Genomic DNA, 18142 nt, shown 5'->3' with positions numbered 1-18142 from the left:
CTCTTTGCTTAACTAAGATCTAGTTCACACTGGGTTACACTGGCAAACTCACCCAGGCGGTAGAGCTCAGCAGCTTTTGAGCGCTGAATTTTACCGCTGGTAGTCACCGGTATGCTGTGCGCCTTCACCAAGACCAGATCGTCAACGGCAATGCCAATCTCCGAAAATATTTTTTGATTTAAACTTTCAGCTAAATCTAGAAACACATTTTTATCTTTGATTCTGCTCTCAACCAATAAAACCAAACGCCCCTGCGCTCCGTCATCTAAGTTAAAACAAGCTACCCGGCGAACCTGCAGAGCTTGCTGCTTGCGCACATACGACTCAACATCGTAGGGAAAAACGTTTTCGCCGTTGCGGCAAAACATTTCATCACCGCGGCCAAACACCACCAGCTCGCCATCGTGCATCAAAGCAATATCGCGAGTATCTACAAAACCTCGCTCGTCAACCAAGCTCTGTTTATCGCCATTGACATAAACCCAGCGAGCAACACTATCACTGCGGATATGCAAACGCCCTGCGCCATCTTTGTCGGGGTCGCGTATCTCGTAATCAAACCCATCTAAAAACGGGCCATTACATACATATTTATGTTTATCTCCGTAAATCGAGATACCGCCATCTGGTCCTTTACCCGAAACACCGACGGTCGCTTCTGCCAACCCGTAGGACGGGTTAAAAACACCCGAGCGCAGGCCATAACAAGCTAAGTTTTTCTCAAGCGTGGTGATTGCATCAATCGAGATGGGCTCGGCAGCAACAGACCACCATTTAAGCGAACTCAGATTTAAATTTTCCGGTGCCGGCGCTTTAAGGCTCAAACTTCGATTGATCATCTCCAGCGCAAAGTTTGGCATGCATAAATAACTAGCCTGAAAATCTTCGACAAACTTTAGGAATTTCAGTGGTCGCTTAACAAAATAAAATGGGCTAACCAAAACCAGGCTTACCTGTTTCATCAAACAAAGCATAAAATTAGCGATCAAACCATAGTCGTGATAAGTAGGCAGCCAGGATATATAGCTATCGCGCTCTGGGTCCGGATGAATACGCCTAAATATTTCATCAACATTGTGAAAAACATTTCGGTAACTTATAACAATGCCCTTCGGAGCACTGGTGCTGCCCGAGGTATATTGAATAAATGCTTCTTCGTCCCAGTGCTTGGTAGAGTTAAGCTCAGGTACGCTAAGTTTCGAGATATCTTCACGCAAAGCAGAGCGGCAAAGCGATTTCATGGAAATAAACTGAACATCGGCTGCATGCTCAAGGCTCTGCCAAATCACATGATCGTTTTGTTCACAAATAAAGAACTGGTGATGCTTGAGCAGTGGTGCAACCCGCGAACTAAAACCGCCATTGCCCGACATCGTCATCGATGGGGGCATTGGCACAGGTGTTGCGCCTCGCATCCACAGCGCAAGCCAGGTTAAAACAAACTCAGGGCTATTTTGCGCACACAAAAGAACCCGGTGCTTGGCGTTAACACCCAACTGCTCCAAACTAAGCGCCACCTGGGCCGCCCTTAATAACAAGCTACGATAGGAGTAAAAGCTGAAGCTTAGTGTCTCTTCATCAAAAAAATGGATGCCGCGCTCATCGCTCTCTAACAGCCCGTGCCACAGTTCACAAGCTAGATCAAAACTGCCTTCTCGCCTCATTAAGACACCTGCTCTTCTAACGCTAGCGCATTAAACTCACGCAGAATTTCTTTAAGATCTTTCACGCTGATCACCGCCCCTAAACGCTTTGACGGTATAGCTATATCAAGTAGATCTTCAATATCACTGATGGCCATCATCATATTAAAAGAGTCGTAACCAAGGTCATCCACAAAGCGTGAGTTCTCCTTCAGGTTCTGAGGCCACTTCGAATACTGCTTGATGATTTCCAGGACGTTCGCTTGCATGTTGCACTCCAGTTGCATTTTCATCTAATACTAAGTCGTTGCGCAGCCGCTCAAATACCTCGAGCGCCCGATACAGATCTTCCCACTCATGCGTGGACATAAAACTAATTCGAAAACCACATTCGCTTGCCGGTACAGCCGGCGGAATAACGGGGTTCACAAACACCCCTTCTTCATAAAACTTTTTATAAGCGGCCAGTGCGAGCGTCTCGTCGCCAAGTATTAACTGAATAATTGGCGTTGAGTCGAAGTTGATGTTGTAACCAAGTCGCTCCAGCTGTTCGGCAAAATATGCGGATTTCTGTTGAAGTTGAACGCGGCGCTCGGGCTCTTCTTGAATAATATTTAGCGCCGCGCGCACCGATGCCACTACACCGGCGGGCATGCTTGCAGAAAAAATATGGCCGCCGGCTTTGTGTTTGATGTAATCAATCACGTCGGCACTGGCCGCAACAAAACCACCGAGCGACGCCAGTGACTTACTAAAGGTGCCCATAATAATATCGACCCTATCGAGTACGCCCTGAGCCTCGGCGACACCGCGGCCGCCGTTGCCAAGCACGCCAATAGCGTGACTCTCGTCGACAAATAAGCGGCAACCGTAACTCTCTTTGAGTTTGCACATGGTTTTCAGGTCGGCAACACTGCCTTCCATGCTGAACACCGAATCGGTGACCCACAGACAGCTGCGGTGGCGGTTGCGCCGCAGTATGCGCTCGGCGTGAGCGAGGTCGCGGTGTCGAAACATTGCGATATCCGCCCCCGAAAGCCTTACGCCATCGTAGAGGCTGCGATGGTTGCGCTCATCCATAATTACCAGGGTATCGCTGTCGCACAGCGCAGAAATTGCCGCCAGGTTAGTTTGATAGCCGGTACTGCACAGCATCGCGCTTTCTTTATTAACAAATTCAGCGAGTTCAGCTTCGAGCTGGTTGTGTAGATCCAAGGTGCCATTTAGCAAAGGTGAACCGCTGCAGCCAGTACCGTAGGCGCGTGTTGCCTGCATACAAGCCGCCACAACCCGAGGGTGACTGTTCAAACCCAAATACGAGTTTGTACCAAGCAAAGTGACCTTGCGCCCATCGGCACTGATAATTGAGCTCGCCTGGGGCGAGTGAAACTCCGGATAAAAACCGTAGATACCGCCAATACGCAGCAGCTCTTTTTTATACTCTTTATCGGCATCGCTAAAAATATCATTTTCACTCAGACTAATTTGCCGATCGGCAATATAGGCTCGCCACTCATCGGCGTTGTACTCAAATTCCTGGCCGCAGTCGTTCACATGTAATACTTCCGGGTGATCGATACTCTCAGTTAATAAGCGCGCCATCGCTTTAGTTTGACGCAAACCGTCCTTGTGTTTGACAAAATAAACCAGCGGCCGCATTTTTGCGCCGAGTAACTTTTTGGGTACATAGTTGGTGATACCCATCTCAAAATTCTTTTTACCAAGCTCGATTGCACGCTTAAGTGATAACACTGATGCCGTACGATACAGGCTTGTTTGGTTATACAGGGCAAAGTCGTAATCGATGCCCCAGTCGAGCATGGTGTAGTCATCGCCACTGAATACGTTGTACATAAAAGCAACTAATTTACCCTCATAGCGAAAACAAATTAGCTCAGAACTTTGCGCCAAATTTTTAGCTGACTGCTCAAAAAATGCTTTTGTCAGTTTCTCCCGGCTGTAGTCTTTGGCTTTGGCATTAACCTTGTTCCACAGCATTTCCAGCTCGCCTGCTAATTCTTCGTAGTCGCGCTTGATCTCAATTTCTATACCAAATTTTTGCTCGACCTTAAGGCTGGTTTTAAGTTTGTGCCTATCTTTGCTGTTAAGTGAGGCAAGATATTCATCAAAACTATTCCAGCTAAGCGGCAAGACCGCATTGGTAAAGCCCGAGCACATCACAAAGCCGTGATCTTCAAGTGTGCGCTGGTACAAGTCCGCTTTGTCATAGGGCACATCGCGCATTAATAAAAGATCAGCGCCTTGGTCCCGGATGTAGTGATCCATATGTACAGCAACCTGTTCAAGGCAGGGCACAAGATATTCTTCCGACGCAACATCCAACGAGTCGCCAATCATCGTAAACATGCCCATTTCATAAACTTGAAAGTTCATAAAATTGGGAAACCACGATTTAATACTCGCCTTGACTTCATCACTCATATCTTTATCCATGGTGGTGAAGTCCATTTCTACTTGGTAGAAATTAGCCCGGCCACAAGTGTTACCCGGCTCATCAAAAAACAGCGCGTAGTTGTGTTTTAACGCATTGATTTTTGAACGTTCAACAGTTGCCAGGAAGTCATAGTCCAGGCCTTCAACAGATCGTTTTGCGTAATCCCAGTGTTTTGGCTCAAGCTGTGCCAAGCTTTGATACAGTTTTACTTCCATGATGACTGGCCCCCGGCCTTCCCCGTTCTCTATTATTTACAGAGCTAAACTTCTGCTCGGTTTAATGCCACTTAGTTTATAAAGTATGCGAGGCGGAATTTTGTATTGGCGCCTCGCCAACTTATCAAATAGATCCAGCAACCAAAGCGGCCGCTTAGCTAATTTAGACATCGCTAACTCAAGCTTATCGAGGCAAAAATCAATCTCGTCTTCGCTAACAGTCAGTGGTGGATAAAAGCGCAATATCGGTTGATCAATGCTTTCATTTAGCGAGTGCCCGGTATGCACACCTTCTTTGTTCATGATGATAGAGACCGCACTTTCAACCGCACTATTGCGAAGCTTCAAGCCCGTCATTAAACCGATGCCTCGCGCTTCAACAATCAAATCTGGGTAGCGACTAGCAATGCGTTTTAAGCCGGTTAACAAACGCTCTCCGAGTAACGCTGAACGTTCGGCTAACTTGTTATTTTTAATAAACCTAAGTGCTGCCAGCGCAACCGCACAGCTATATGCACTTGCTCCATTACTGGTGCGCAACAAACGCGCATCGTAAAGCTCACTATCCAACAAATTCTGGTAGGTCTTCTGGCGCATAACCAGTGCCGCAAAAGGTGAGTAACCACCGGTCAAGCCTTTAGATAGCAAGGTCATATCGGGTACAACCTTTTCATAATCAATGGCATAAAGTCGACCGGCGCGGCCGAGGCCGGTTTGAATTTCATCGGTAATCATTAAAGTCTGGGTTTGATCACAGAGCTGGCGAATTTTTGTCAAATAACCCGCTGGCGCGACTTGTAAAAACGGCCCGCCTAACACCGGCTCCACTAACACAGCAGCAGCGCCATCACCAACGGCTCGCTCAAGTGCCTCAACATCACCAAAAGCGACGTATTCAATATCGCGCATAAGTTTGCCAAACGGCAGGCGATGAGCACTTTGCCCAAGAAAACCAAGCGCGCCCAAGGTTTTACCGTGGTAGGAGTTTTCAATAACAACGAGCTTTTTTCTTTGCTGCAGCATAAATGCGGCGCGCACCGCTAATTCGCAAGCTTCGGCACCGGTGCTGGTAAACCAACAGCGCTCAAGGTCTGCGGGCAGACTTGCGCTGAGTTCACGCATTAACTTAAGCATCGGTACATTAGCTAAGCCCGGTACTTTGGCCGCCATTGTTGACAGCTGTTCGCGCGCTGCCTGTTTTACCTCTGGGTTGCCGTGGCCAACCACAAATACACCGTAGGAGCAGGCAAAATCTAAATAACGCTCGCCTTCCTCATCAAACACCCACGAGCCTTTTGCGTGTGATTCAAGTGTTTTATGGCTGAGGCGATACAAAAGCGCTGCACTCGGGCTCCAAAAACGCTCGCAGGCCTCAATCACCTGCTCTTTTTTCTCAAGCTTCATGCTTCAAACTCCCGAGTTGCGGTATTGCTATTGCTGAGTTCTCGTTTTAGGCAGCTTAAAAAGATATCAAGCGCGGCCACCCATTCGGATTCGCTAACCGTTAACATCGGTTTAAAATAAAAATAACTTGTACTGCGTTCGATCAATAAACCGTGACGCTCGCAACTTAACTCCAGCTCTTGTAACTGAGGCGGCGATAAACACTCTTGCACCTGAAGCGAAAGCAAGCTGCCTTGAAAGTGCCAATTAATCGGCAAACAGAACTGCTTTCTGCGCGCCGCGAGATAGGCATCGGCCATCTTCGCCATTGAGCGGTGGTGACCAACATAATTTTCCTGTTGCATCAGCGCCAACGCCGCACAGCCGGCTAAACAAGCAAGTGGGTTGGCCGCTGTTGTGCTGCCGTGCAAGGTCGGGTTTTTTCGCCCGTACACTTTGTCATTGATACTTGTTTTGGTGATATAGGCGCCGAGCGGCATAAGTGACGCGTCGATCTGTTTGCCTAATACAACAACGTCTGGCACAAAATTAAGCTGCTCGCTTGCATACAAACTTCCCGCGACAACAAATCCGCTTGAGCTCTCTGAGGCGATTGTTAAAGCACCAACTTGCGCCGCTCTTTCACGCATACATGTTTGTAAATACGGGCTTGGTAATTGATAGTGACCTTGACGACGGTTGAGCACGTCAAACACAACACACAAACACTGCTCGTCAATTGTCGAGCGAAGCTGATCAACATTGCTGTCATCAACGCTCACCACTTCTATCTCATAAGAGCTCAGCACTTGAGCACCGAGCCCCCGAAGCAGGCAGCCGTAAGTCAAGGTTGACGCTTCGATATCGGCAATCACAACGATTTTATTTCGCTCAGGGTGCAGACCCTTAGCTAACTTGATCGCACCTTCAAACGCCTCACCGGAAGAATTACATATATAAGAAAGCTCAAGACCCTCCGGTGCCGTTTTAGCCAGGCTGTAGACAAGCTCGGCTAAATAACGGCTAATAAGCAAACGACTTGAAAGGCCGACTTTATCTAGCTGCCGGTCTAATTTCTCGACAATGGCGGCATGCTGATAACCAAAACCGCCTGAGCGAAAGTCGAGTATTTGCTCACCCCTGTGGGAATAAATCACCGATGAGCATGCTGAAACTGAAAGGTTACTCTGCCACAAGTGATGCTCCGAACTTGGCGCATGCTTAAGCAAAAGCTGATACAGCTCCTGTTCCCTGGCTTGATCAATATTCATTTTTCTTCCCTGAGCATTGAGATGTTCGTAGAATTTTTTACTGCGCTACCGCTTTTGTTTGCTGCCTTTGTAAACCCAAGGCTGGAAAAACCGACAGGAAAGCCAACACGGCAAGAAGGATAAAAACCGCGCTGTAAGGGGCATTGCCCCCGAACCATATACCACTAAATATTTGCACGGATCCTGCGAGGCTGACACCAATAGCCGCACCGAGGTTGCGAGAGAGCTGAACCGCAGCGGTGTAACGAGCCAGCAATTGATCACCGGCGCGATTTTGAATAAACACCAAGCTAATCGATGCGCAAAAGCCGATGCCCAGGCCAATACAAAGCTGAGCGATAATAAATACCAACACATTCAGTTCGCCAGCAAAGAGGGCGTTCGCGGCCGCACCAGAAAACAGTAAAATGGCGCCAATAAATGCCAGCTTATGGGCCTGAACTTTTTTGTACAAGGCACCACAAAGCGCCGCACCAACAACCCAACCCAACGATGATGCCGAAACAATCGTTGCCACCGAAGTCAGCGCATCATCAACACGGGACATAAGATAAAGAGGGACAAAAGTCGCCGATGCAAACAGCACGGCCGAAGCCAGAAAACTCAACTGCCAGGCACAGCGCAGCGGACAGCGTAATATTAGCTCTCGTGGAATTACCTCAAGTTCAGCTTGCTTCGACACTGAACGCAGATAAAACAACAAAGCTAAAACTGAAGTCACAAGTGCAATCGAAGAGCTCAGCCACAAACCCTCGGCAAGACTGCTTATCGCCACCAGCAGAGTAACCAGGGCTACACTAAAGCTCGCTAAAACTTTTATATCAAAAGCGCCGCTGCTGCCAAAACGCTCACTGGAGCGATAAAACAACTGCACAGCAATAAGCGAGACAATAAGCAGCGGCAAATAAAAAATAAAAACCTTAGGCCACTGATACAAACTTAGAACAACACCGGCAAACACTGGCCCTATAACCGCAGCTAAACCCCATATTAAACTGAGCAGAGCCTGCATTTTTCCGCGCTCTTGTGCTGGCCAAAGGCGGCCAGCAAGCACGTAAACCATGGTTATAACAAGACCCGCACCCAAACCCTGTAAAACTCGCGATGCAACTAACATAGAAAGTGTATTGGCATAAACCGCACTTGCCATGCCAACAATCATCAGTAAAAGGCCACAGCTGAGCAGAGCTTTTTCTCCAAAGCTTTCGGCCAGCGTACCTGCTGTTGCTGCAGAGACTATCTGGCTTAAGAAAAACGCGCTGACTAACCAACTTAACAAGGCGCTGTTATTAAAATCACGCTCGATCAGTGGCAACATCGTGCTGACTACCGTCGCATCCATCGCCGCTAAAAATAACGCAAACATCAACGCTAGATTGGCAAATAACTTCGACGGCGCTTGCTCAGCTGGTGCCGCTTTGCCAATAGCACGCGTGGCAACCACCCCGGCGTCAATCTTAAGTTCGGAGCTAACTTGAGTATCCATAGTTAACCGGCCAACTTCTGAGTGTGAATATGCTGTTGATAACTAAAATTTTCGACGAGTTTTTGCTGCACTTCATCCAGAGCCGCATCAACTTTTTGAATGCCCTCTCCGCCAAAAACCAGTTCGCGAAATAGCAACGTCAACTCAATTTGTGTTTGCATCGCCTTATTGCCCGCGGCAAAGTCACATGAAAAGGTCTCTGCCGCGTGTTTGCCAAAGCGCATCGACAACTCGGTATTTAACTCTTCGGTGGCATTGACGATTTGTTTCATTCGGCGCAGCTCTGCCTCATTGAACCTGGGTATGACCTCATCAAAGACATAGTGATCGATTTGAATATGGCGCGCTTCATCTAAACCGTGCGCTTCAAGCAACTGGGTGATAAAAAACTTCCGCTCTGGGTCGAGTGCTGTACAGCGATGTTCAAACACCGTGATCACCGATTCTCCGATATAGGCCGAGCAACATAGAGCGGCTAATTTGATCCAGGGTGAATCATCACCTTGGTACAGCGCCACACGCTGGGCGTAGAGGTTGTCGGCGTATTTAAAATCGCAGCCGCTCAGTAGGCGAACGTAGCGGTAAAACATATTGGCATGATGCAGTTCTTCTGCGGCAAAACACGAAAGCGCGTGGTGCAAGGAGTGGCCGTCGTTAAGGCTTTGCACCGCATCGCCCTGAAGCTCGGACAGTACAATAGACATAACACCTGTCACATGCTTTTCAATCTCAGCGAGCTGCGCCAGCTCCTTGGTCACATAAACCATCGCCTCGCGTGGATGCAGCTCATCTTCAAACGTTAAACGAGACATGTGATTTAGCTCTTCATGACTAATCTTTTCTGGCCAATTTAGCGCATTGGGGTGCACGGTATTGATATGAGCTTTTTCAGTAATTAAATCCAAAGTATTTGTCATGGTATTAACCTAAACCTGATATTCCTTATCAAATTGTTTGTAGCTCGACTCGACACCGGTAAACAGCTCAACAAACTGCATGTATTGCTGGGAAAAAAGTATCGAGTCTTTGAGTTTGTCTATAAAAAAACCGTAGGACTTAAGACAGCTAACATTCAAAACTGCAAAATCTGAAAAGTCGGCGTGAAAGGCTTCTGCGTCGTACATTTTCATTGATACAGTGTCTTTAAACTCTGCCAGCAACGGCGCAAGTACGTCACGCTCAATGCCTTGTCGATCAGCCCGGCTAAGCGCAAACCAAGCGGGAAGAAAACTGTACTTGATAATAATGGTGTATTTCATAGCGGTCAGATGTAGCTCAGAGCGTTATAGATACAGCGCTTTGTATCTTCAATTTTTCGGCGACCGTGCATAACGCGGGTGTTATCAATTAACACAACATCCCCGGACTGCCATTCGATGTTTTTTGTGTGCTGCTCGGTTAACTCGCTCAGCGCTTGTATTAGCTCATTGTCGAGCATAGAGCCATCGGAGAATTCAATTTTTGGCGCTTCGTAGTTATAAGACGGGCCAAGTATGCTATTTGCAAAAGCCAGCTCTTCGGAGAAAACAGATTTTCTTGCCGCCGGCGTAGAAAAATAATAACGCACAGCGCCTCTATCTAAGGCTTCGATACTCGCTGACGGGTTCTGTTGTACAAGGTCAGTTAAGTGTTTTAGATTAATATCTTCCAGTGCAATAGTTTCATTTAACTCACCCAACTCAACTAACTGATTTAAGGTGCGATAAACAAAATGCTTCCACTGCTGCTCTTCAACGCGGCGCGAGTAAACAATATCTTCATTTAAGAATCGTTGTTTGTATGAATCTGGCATCGCCTGCCAAACACTTCGGCCGTCGCATACGGTTGTCTGAGACCCTTTACTGGCGGCGAGCTCACAAAAAAACCATGCCAAGTCTGGCCAAAACGGCGAATTGCCATTTTCACAGTGCAGACCAACTGCATCAAAACCGGCATCGACTTTCTGTGCCGCTTTGCCAAAAAACTCCCGGGCCGGATCTAAGCTAACTATTGAACTACAACGCTCAACAAAGCAATTAAATTCATTTAGATTTGTATCAAATCCACGGAACAGCAAATAGCCCTTATCGGCCAACAGGCTTAGAATAAATTTTTTATCTAAGTCTCGCAGGCTTGTGTGCTCGAGGCTGCGAACAACATTGTCTGCCTCGTGGACGATACATTCATCAAGCATGAGCGGCATCTTCAGACTCCTTTCTTGTTAAACTAATAACTAAATCTTTTATATGGTCCCGCCTAGGTCGCCCGGTGATGGTCCAGCATTCACTCAGGCGAGCGTCGTCGGCACGCAAAAACACATACTCGTCGGGGCGTTCAATATCTGACATAAATTCACGACCATAGCGCTCAAGCTGGGTATGTAAAACTGCTAAATCAGTTTCTGGCTCTGTGACAACCAAGGCATAGAGTTTTTGTAGGCCATCGCCAACAATGACAGCGTTATTCACGCCCTGCTGGCAGCACAGTGATACCTCCAACCACTCGGGGCTGACGTTGCGGCCATTGGCAGTAATAATGACGTGCTTTTTCCGGCCGCGAATAAACACAAAATCGTCATCGTCGATATAAGCGATATCTCCGGTACTCAACCAGCCGTCCTGGTCGACATCACATGCACTCGGGTCGAGTTGAGAATAGCCGGCAAAAAGCGAGCTGCTTTTCACTAACAATTCGCCGTCGCCAGCCAGTTTTAACTGCACATGACTCAAAGCTTTTCCAACTGAACCGAGCCGATTAGCTTCGGCACTGTTCCAGCAGACGACCGAGGAATTTTCACTCAACCCATATCCCTCATAAATGCTGACGCCGTGCTTCTGTAAAAAAGCGAGGCTTTCGCTGCTAACCGGCGCTCCACCACAGGCAATAAGTGGTGTTTGTTCAACACCAAAGAGCATTTTATTCAGTCGTTTAGTTGTGTTTTTATCAGCGCTATTACCAGCACTTTCATTTTCAATAAATGAACAGCACAGCTCTTTTGCTTTTTGCGCTAAAGCATCAACAAGCGCCGGCGTTAGAGTCAAGACACTTGCTTTGGCGTTGGCAATGCGCTGCAAGCACTGCTCGGCACTTATACCTTTTTCACCAAGCAGGCGCGCGTTGGGCGACGAAAACACCAGCGTCCCGCCTTGCATTAAGCTCATATAAACAACACTGACTTGTTCGATTAACAAGCTGAGCGGAACCAGTGACAGCGCACGCTGATGATGCGACGCAGTACTGCGCTCGCTCAGTGATTGCAGTACAGAATCCAGCCCCTGATACCTAATTTTTACGCCTTTGGGTAAATTTGTCGTCCCCGATGTATGAATAATTTTGCAGACCCAATCAACAAGTTTGGGCGGTTGCTGGCGCTGCAAATAGCTGAGCGCATCGGTATCGGCGTCACATAAAAGCGCATCAATATCAACCAGCAGTGCATTTTTTTTATCTTTTTCCAAACCCCACTGCTGCAAGCGGGCACGGCCTTTTTCATCAACCAAAAAAAAGTCTGTCGCGGCAATTAAGTTTGCCGCCGTCTCTTTGGTAAAGGCCAGCGGCATCGGTACTTCGACCATGTTCGCCAGCAATAAAGCTAAATCAGCGACAACCCAGGCGGGCCCGTTGCCGGCTAACAGGCCGATACGCAGTGAAGCCTCACCATTGTTAGGCAGCTTTTTAAGGCGGCGAAGTAATACGCTGGCCGCTAGCATCAACTCCTGGTAGCTATAGACAACTAAGTTTTCACCTTCGTCATCAATGACGCTAAGCGCGGGTTGTTCAGCATGAGTTTGTGCCGATGTTAAAATTTGTTCGAGGAAATTCACGCTATCTCCCTCGACTGGCTAGAAACCTGAACATCTAGGTTTCTAAATAAGTAGGTTCCAACGGTTGAAAAGTATGCGCCAGCGAGCTCGGCAACATTAACGTAACCAGTAAAGGGCCGGGTTGCGTAGTAGCGCCCCCAGCGCTCGCGCTCCGCATCTGAAATTCGGGCAATATCGGCATCGCATATTTTTATCATCGGCACCGAGGCCGCGCGCATCATGCGCGACAACTGCGACGTTGCCGTCAGCAGAGCGTAGCGACGCCCTTGTGCCCAGACAACAACGGGTAAAACACGAATAAGTTCCAGACCACCTAGCTTGGTTTTTGCTGCGAGCGAGCCGACTTCTAACACATCGTTTCTCGACACTGGCCGCTGCTCGCAGGCGCTGATGGCTTGCTCGGCCGGTGACTCTAGATACGTTTCGGAAAAAAACGGGTTTCCCTTTGCGTAGCTGATACCACAACACGATAAAAGCTCATCGGCTTCATCAAACAGCGCGAGGAATTTATCTGGGTTTGGGCTAACTTCGGCGTCAAAAACTTCTTTGTATTTTTCACTGACAAGATCTTGAGCATGCCCCCACTCAAGGTTTTGAGGTTCTAGCAATCGCAATCGCATAACAAGCAACTCCTTCGCTCAGCGACGAAATTCTCCGACCAAGGTTAAGCAAAACTAGTCGGTACTAATCTGGGCAGTACTACCGGGGCTGCCAAAGTGGCGACAAGAATAGCAATGTAAATGCTTCAATAAAATGACGCTGCGTCATTTTATGAGTGTTTAAATGCCAAAACATTCATTCAAGCGTTTTAACGCCGTCTTAAAAGCGAGAGATCAGGGTTTAAAAGATTGGAAGAATTGCTGAATTCGCAGCCACGCAGACTCGTAATCGTAGTCTTTATAAAGCGGTCGCCAGACGATGCCATCCAAGACCAAACTGGCGTTAAATAACAGTGCGGATTCAAGTTGAACACGCGATACATTGTAAGCGCGTTGCGCGCTCATCATCAGCGCCGTGGTTCCAAAACTCATCGCCCAGTTGGCAAAGGTCAGCTGGGCAACGGTGAAATCCTTACTGCTAATATCACCGAGTGTAAGTGCCTCCGCAACCACCTGATCACAAATGGCGGCGATGCGCTGTTCTTTACTGGCGCGCTGAGCGAGGCGGTGAGCTTGAGTCTTCTCAAGCACGACGGACGACAGGCCATCTAGCACACAGCGAAATAACACAGGGTAGTGGCGGGCGTAAAACTGATAGGCGTAGACCAGGGCCAGCGCTTTTTCGCGGGATGAGCCAGAGAAGTCGGCAACACTCTGATATAGGTGCAGCTGCTTGTCCAAACCGCGAATACAAAGCGCACTGAGTAAATCTTCTTTGCCGGAAAAAATCTTGTAGACAGTACCTTTTGAATACGAGCAGCGCTTTACAACTTTATCCATAGTCAGCGCGGCAAGCCCCTGCTGCTCGACAATGTCATAGGCGATATCCAGTAGCTCCACTTCTCTGCGGGCGGCTTGCTCCGGCGTCAGCTCTGGTCTGGCCATGTTGTCCTCTTAAATATGACAAAACTGAATTATGTCTTAACAAGTTATTCACACAGATTAAATGACACATCGTCATTTAATCCACTATAATCCCAGGCCACAAAACTCCATTAGCCGTGGCCGCGAGTGATGATGCGTGCCAGCTAACGGAAGTTCAAGCTAAGTTTCGCAAGGGATGCGCCATGCTTACACTCAGTATTAACCGCCCGTGGCTGACGGTTATTGTTATTTTTGCTCTCTGTACTTTAATGGCCTTAGGAAGTAGCCAGCTTAATTTCCGCGGCGATTATCGCGTTTTTTTTGGCCCCGATAACCCCGAGCTGCTCGCCTTTGAAGACATGCAAAGCGAGTTCTCAAAGTCTGATAACGCCGTGCTACTTATTGCCCCACAATCTGGCAATGTCTACACCCGCCAAGTACTGCAACTTATTCAGCAGCTCAGCGAACAGGCCTGGCAAACGCCCTACTCCACACGTGTCGATTCACTTACAAATTTTCAATACACCGAAGCTCGGGGAGACGAGCTTATTGTCGATGATTTATTTGCCGAGCACCTTGCGCTTAACTCGCAAAATATTCAAGCCAGGCGGACGATAGCCAGCAATGACCCGCGCATCGTCAAGGCCCTGGTTTCCAACTCGGGCCACGTCACGGCGATACACATTACCATCAATTTACCAGAGCTCGACAAATCGTCAGAAGTTACTGAAGTCGCTCGCTACCTGGAACAGTTAGTCGCCGAGGCCAAACAGCAGCACCCCACTATCGATTTCCACTTAAGTGGTGTGGTGATGCTGAACTACAGCCTAAACCAAGCGTCTGTCGCTGATATTACAAGCCTAATTCCATTGATGTTATTGGTCATTTTTATTGTGCAAGCGCTTGTATTTCGCTCGCTAAGCGCCACCCTGGCATCGCTCTTTGTTGTTTTTCTAAGCATGATATCAACGCTCGGCCTTGCCGGTTGGCTCGGCATTGATATGTCAATGGCGACCGTCAACGTGCCGCTTATCGTGATGACCTTAGCGGTTGCCGACTGCGTGCATATTATTTCTGCAAGTCAGCAAGCGTATCGCCACAAGAACAAAAAAAACGCGATCCATCAAGGTTTAGTCAACACCTTTTGGCCGGTCATTATTACCAGCGCCACAACAGCGCTTGGCTTTCTCAGCTTTAATATATCGGAAGTGCCGCCGATTCGGGATCTCGGCAACATGGTTGCGCTCGGTGTCATCATTGCGGCGCTGTTATCTCTATTTTTACTGCCCGCCGTGCTGAAATTACTGCCGCTTAAACCTGCGCCCGAATCTCAGGGGCAACAGCTACAAGCTTTAGCCAGACAAGTAATAAAACACCGCTACAGCATTGTCAGTATTAACGCAGTTGTGCTGGCGTTTAGCCTCTATCTTATCCCCAAAAATGAAATTAACGACGTGGCCGTCAAATACTTTTCCGAAGATGTCGCCTTTAGGCAGTCATCGACGTATATGGAAAAAAATTTAAGCGGCTATGTTTTTATCGACTTTAAGCTTAAACATAAATCTGGAGACAGTGTCACCGATACCGAGTTTATGCAAAGTGCCAGCGACTTTAGTTCATGGCTTAGAACACTCAAACAAACCGCTTACGTCAACACGTACTCAGACATTATGAAAGAGCTCAATAAAAATATGATGCTCGGCGAACAGCGCGCTTACCAACTGCCCGGCAACAGCGAACTGGCCTCGCAGTATTTATTGCTCTACGAAATGTCGTTGCCCTACGGTCTTGACCTGAACAACAGAATAAGTATCGACAAACAATCAACACGCATCAGTGCTATTTTTAGCAACATTGGCTCAAAAGAACTGCTTGATATCGAACAACAAGCACAGGCCTGGATAACAAAAAATGCACCCGACATAGAGCTACAGGCCGCTAGCCCCAACCTGATGTTTGCTCATATAAGTACACGCAATATAGAAACCATTGCCATCGGTACACTTATCGCCTTTATCTTGATCGCGGCACTGTTAACCTTGCCACTTCGCTCGCTGCGTTTAGCTTCCATTGCACTTCTGGGCATGCTGGTGCCTTCGACTATCTGCTTTGGTTTCTGGGCAATTTACAGCGGAGAAATCAATCTCGGCCTCAGCATTGTTGCAAGCATGACCCTTGGCATCGTGGTCGACGATATTGTGCATCTGTTAAGTAAATACAAACAGCAACGCAGCAGCGGCGCCGGTGTTGAGCAGGCGATAGAGCACAGCTTTGCCAGCGTTGGCAGGGCGCTTATCTGCACCACATTTATACTAGCCAGCGGTTTTCTTGTGCTCACGGCATCGAGCTATCTGGTCAACCAAAACCTGGGTTTGCTAACCAGTGCCATTTTAATTGTCGCCCTAGTTATTGACCTAAGCCTTATTCCAGCCCTTATTCTTATCGCATTTAAAAAACAAAGACACACGGCCACCAAACTATCGCTGCAAACGAACTAGGAGCCATCTCTTATGCTGCAGGTCAAACCGTTTTATCGAAACATTTTGCTTTTAATAATCGCCACTTGTACTTCGGTGGCTAGCTCAACTGCGTTACATGCAGATATAAACAACGAGCAGTCAAACGCCAGGGGGCTGGAAATATCCAGCAAGCGCAAACTCGCCAACAGCGGCTGGCAGAGCAGCCGCAGCCTCTATGAAATGACACTGTTTAAACCCAACGGCAGTAAAAGTACACGAGAGATGAGCATTGACGAAATTGAAGTCAATGATGATGGCAATAAATCGCTGACGGTTTTTCAAATGCCAGCCGATGTCAAAGGCACCGCCTTCTTAAATCATTCCCACCTGTTAGAGCCCGATGATCAATGGCTGTACTTGCCCAAATTAAAACGCACCAAAAGAATTTCTTCCAAGAGCAAGTCGGGCCCATTTATGGGCAGCGAATTTGCCTATGAAGATTTAAGTTCATTTGAGCTTGAAAAGTATCAACACAATTATCTAAACGAAGAAAAAATTGATGGCATTGGCACGTATGTTGTGGAACTGCTGCCACTATATCCAAACTCGGGGTACAGCAAAATTATCAGCTGGGTCGCCAAAGATAATTTTCGTTTAGTACAAGCCCAGTATTACGATCGCAAAAAAAGCCTGTTAAAAACCCTGAAAGCCGAAGACTATCGCCTGCTACACGACAAGTTCTGGAGAGCCTATCGCATGACCATGACCAATCACGTGACCGGCAAATACACCACGCTCGATGCAAGCTCAATCACGCTAAACGCGGGTTTAAATCAGCAACAGTTCAGCAAGCAAAAAATTTCCCGACGCCAATAAATAAGCAAAATCGACGATATGGATTATCAAAGCGCGAAACTCATTCATATGCATCTGGCCAGTTTTGCTGCGCTAATGTACCTATTATCAGCCCCGTGCTACCGCTTTGTTAATAAAGCTAAATTAGTTAACTGTTTCAGCCTGGTGTTTTTCTTAAGCCTCGCCGTTTTTTTTGTCAGCGCTATCAATATGCTGGTCCAGCTCGGGGTCTGGCCCGGGCAATTGTGCTGGCTAAATATTAAGCTCGGCGCACTACTGGTTGTCTTAGCTTGCAGTGTTGCGCTTTTTTGGCTGCGCCATAAAAGCAAGTATCTATTCACGTTTTACGGCATCGGCATCGCCGCATTTTTACTTGCCAATCACTTTGCCAACCTAAAGACCTGCCCATGACAAGGAGTTCACCATGAAAATACGATTTTATGTTTTAGTCACTCTCGCCGCGCTAACAAGCTTTTTGCTCAGCAGCTCAGCGCTTAGCTCACCCGTCGGCACCTGGATCACCGTCGACGATAAAAATGAACACAAAGGCAGCCTCGTTGAGCTTTGGCTCGATCAAGGCGAGCTCAAAGGCAGAGTCGTCAAACTGTTAAACCCGGCCGATAGCGGCAAACTGTGCGGCAAATGTAAGGGCGCTAAGCACAATCAGCCAATTGAGGGCATGGAGATCATTTGGGGCCTGCACCAACAAGAGCAGCAGTGGCGAGATGGCTACGTTATGGACCCCAAAAGCGGCAAGACCTACAGCGCCAAACTCAGCCTGTCCGACGACGGCCAAAGTTTAAAACTCAGAGGTTATTTGGGTGTGTCACTGCTGGGGCGCAGCCAGACCTGGCACCGGGCAGAGCAAAACCAGCTTAACTAACGCTCTGCGCACTTTGTCGCCGAACCGTTCAGGCGACAGAGTGCGCCGCTAAGACACGCACAGAAATCGAGCGACTTAAAACTCAATAGCTAGAAACCCAAGCGCGCGAAACACAACAGCATGGAACTGAGCGAAGTGCTGGGCAAGTCGCGGGTGCGCAGCTATA

16 protein-coding genes are annotated in these 18142 nt (G+C 47.9%); 4 read left to right on the top strand and 12 right to left on the bottom strand.

Annotated elements, in window-relative coordinates; all coding sequences use genetic code 11:
* Positions 1–8: 8 nt before the first annotated feature.
* The 12 genes from CFK45_RS15810 to CFK45_RS15760 form a co-directional block, all read right to left on the bottom strand.
* Positions 9–1664, bottom strand: coding sequence for an AMP-binding protein (locus CFK45_RS15810; RefSeq protein WP_096087419.1), 1656 nt, complete (start codon positions 1662–1664; stop codon positions 9–11).
* Complete coding sequence (locus CFK45_RS18515; RefSeq protein ID WP_349677403.1) at positions 1664–1912, bottom strand: acyl carrier protein; 249 nt, start codon at positions 1910–1912, stop codon at positions 1664–1666. Before CFK45_RS18515 ends, CFK45_RS15810 begins: the two co-directional genes overlap by 1 nt.
* Complete coding sequence (locus CFK45_RS15805) at positions 1830–4313, bottom strand: aminotransferase class I/II-fold pyridoxal phosphate-dependent enzyme (RefSeq protein WP_204378495.1); 2484 nt, start codon at positions 4311–4313, stop codon at positions 1830–1832. The genes CFK45_RS18515 and CFK45_RS15805 overlap by 83 nt, the downstream gene beginning before the upstream one ends.
* 36 nt (positions 4314–4349) lie before the next feature.
* The gene (locus CFK45_RS15800) at positions 4350–5717 is read right to left on the bottom strand and encodes a class-III pyridoxal-phosphate-dependent aminotransferase (RefSeq protein WP_096087418.1); all 1368 of its coding nucleotides are present in this window, start codon (positions 5715–5717) and stop codon (positions 4350–4352) included.
* Positions 5714–6967 (bottom strand): aminotransferase class III-fold pyridoxal phosphate-dependent enzyme, encoded by a 1254-nt coding sequence (locus CFK45_RS15795; protein ID WP_096087417.1) that lies wholly within the window; start codon positions 6965–6967, stop codon positions 5714–5716. Before CFK45_RS15795 ends, CFK45_RS15800 begins: the two co-directional genes overlap by 4 nt.
* 37 nt (positions 6968–7004) lie before the next feature.
* Positions 7005–8453: an MFS transporter gene (locus CFK45_RS15790; protein WP_096087416.1), complete on the bottom strand. Its 1449-nt coding sequence runs from the start codon at positions 8451–8453 to the stop codon at positions 7005–7007.
* A gap of 2 nt (positions 8454–8455) precedes the next feature.
* The gene (locus CFK45_RS15785; RefSeq protein ID WP_096087415.1) at positions 8456–9370 is read right to left on the bottom strand and encodes a diiron oxygenase; all 915 of its coding nucleotides are present in this window, start codon (positions 9368–9370) and stop codon (positions 8456–8458) included.
* 9 nt (positions 9371–9379) lie between these two features.
* Entirely contained in the window at positions 9380–9712 is a 333-nt protein-coding gene (locus CFK45_RS15780; RefSeq protein ID WP_096087414.1) for a darcynin family protein, read from the bottom strand.
* A 5-nt stretch (positions 9713–9717) separates the two neighbouring features.
* Positions 9718–10635, bottom strand: a complete 918-nt coding sequence (locus tag CFK45_RS15775) for a TauD/TfdA family dioxygenase (RefSeq protein ID WP_096087413.1) — start codon at positions 10633–10635, stop codon at positions 9718–9720.
* Entirely contained in the window at positions 10619–12256 is a 1638-nt protein-coding gene (locus tag CFK45_RS15770) for an AMP-binding protein (protein WP_096087412.1), read from the bottom strand. The genes CFK45_RS15775 and CFK45_RS15770 overlap by 17 nt, the downstream gene beginning before the upstream one ends.
* On the bottom strand, positions 12253–12876 hold the full coding sequence (locus CFK45_RS15765) for a thermostable hemolysin (RefSeq protein ID WP_096087411.1): 624 nt from the start codon (positions 12874–12876) through the stop codon (positions 12253–12255). The genes CFK45_RS15770 and CFK45_RS15765 overlap by 4 nt, the downstream gene beginning before the upstream one ends.
* A 213-nt stretch (positions 12877–13089) precedes the next feature.
* Positions 13090–13800: a TetR/AcrR family transcriptional regulator gene (locus tag CFK45_RS15760; RefSeq protein WP_096087410.1), complete on the bottom strand. Its 711-nt coding sequence runs from the start codon at positions 13798–13800 to the stop codon at positions 13090–13092.
* A 182-nt stretch (positions 13801–13982) separates the two neighbouring features.
* Between CFK45_RS15760 and CFK45_RS15755 the strand changes: the two genes are divergently transcribed.
* The 4 genes from CFK45_RS15755 to CFK45_RS15740 are packed head-to-tail and all read left to right on the top strand — an operon-like array spanning position 13983 to position 17976.
* Complete coding sequence (locus tag CFK45_RS15755; protein WP_096087409.1) at positions 13983–16277, top strand: efflux RND transporter permease subunit; 2295 nt, start codon at positions 13983–13985, stop codon at positions 16275–16277.
* Between the two features lie 12 nt (positions 16278–16289).
* Positions 16290–17114 (top strand): outer membrane lipoprotein-sorting protein, encoded by an 825-nt coding sequence (locus tag CFK45_RS15750; RefSeq protein ID WP_096087408.1) that lies wholly within the window; start codon positions 16290–16292, stop codon positions 17112–17114.
* Positions 17115–17132: 18 nt separating this feature from the next.
* Entirely contained in the window at positions 17133–17504 is a 372-nt protein-coding gene (locus CFK45_RS15745) for a hypothetical protein (RefSeq protein ID WP_096087407.1), read from the top strand.
* Positions 17505–17517: 13 nt separating this feature from the next.
* Complete coding sequence (locus tag CFK45_RS15740; protein WP_096087406.1) at positions 17518–17976, top strand: DUF2147 domain-containing protein; 459 nt, start codon at positions 17518–17520, stop codon at positions 17974–17976.
* Positions 17977–18142: the final 166 nt, after the last annotated feature.

The organism is Agaribacterium haliotis (assembly GCF_002312815.1).
GTDB lineage: Bacteria > Pseudomonadota > Gammaproteobacteria > Pseudomonadales > Cellvibrionaceae > Agaribacterium > Agaribacterium haliotis.
The sequence above is the reverse complement of the archived record's forward strand: the minus strand, read 5'-3'. Positions and strand labels throughout refer to the sequence as shown.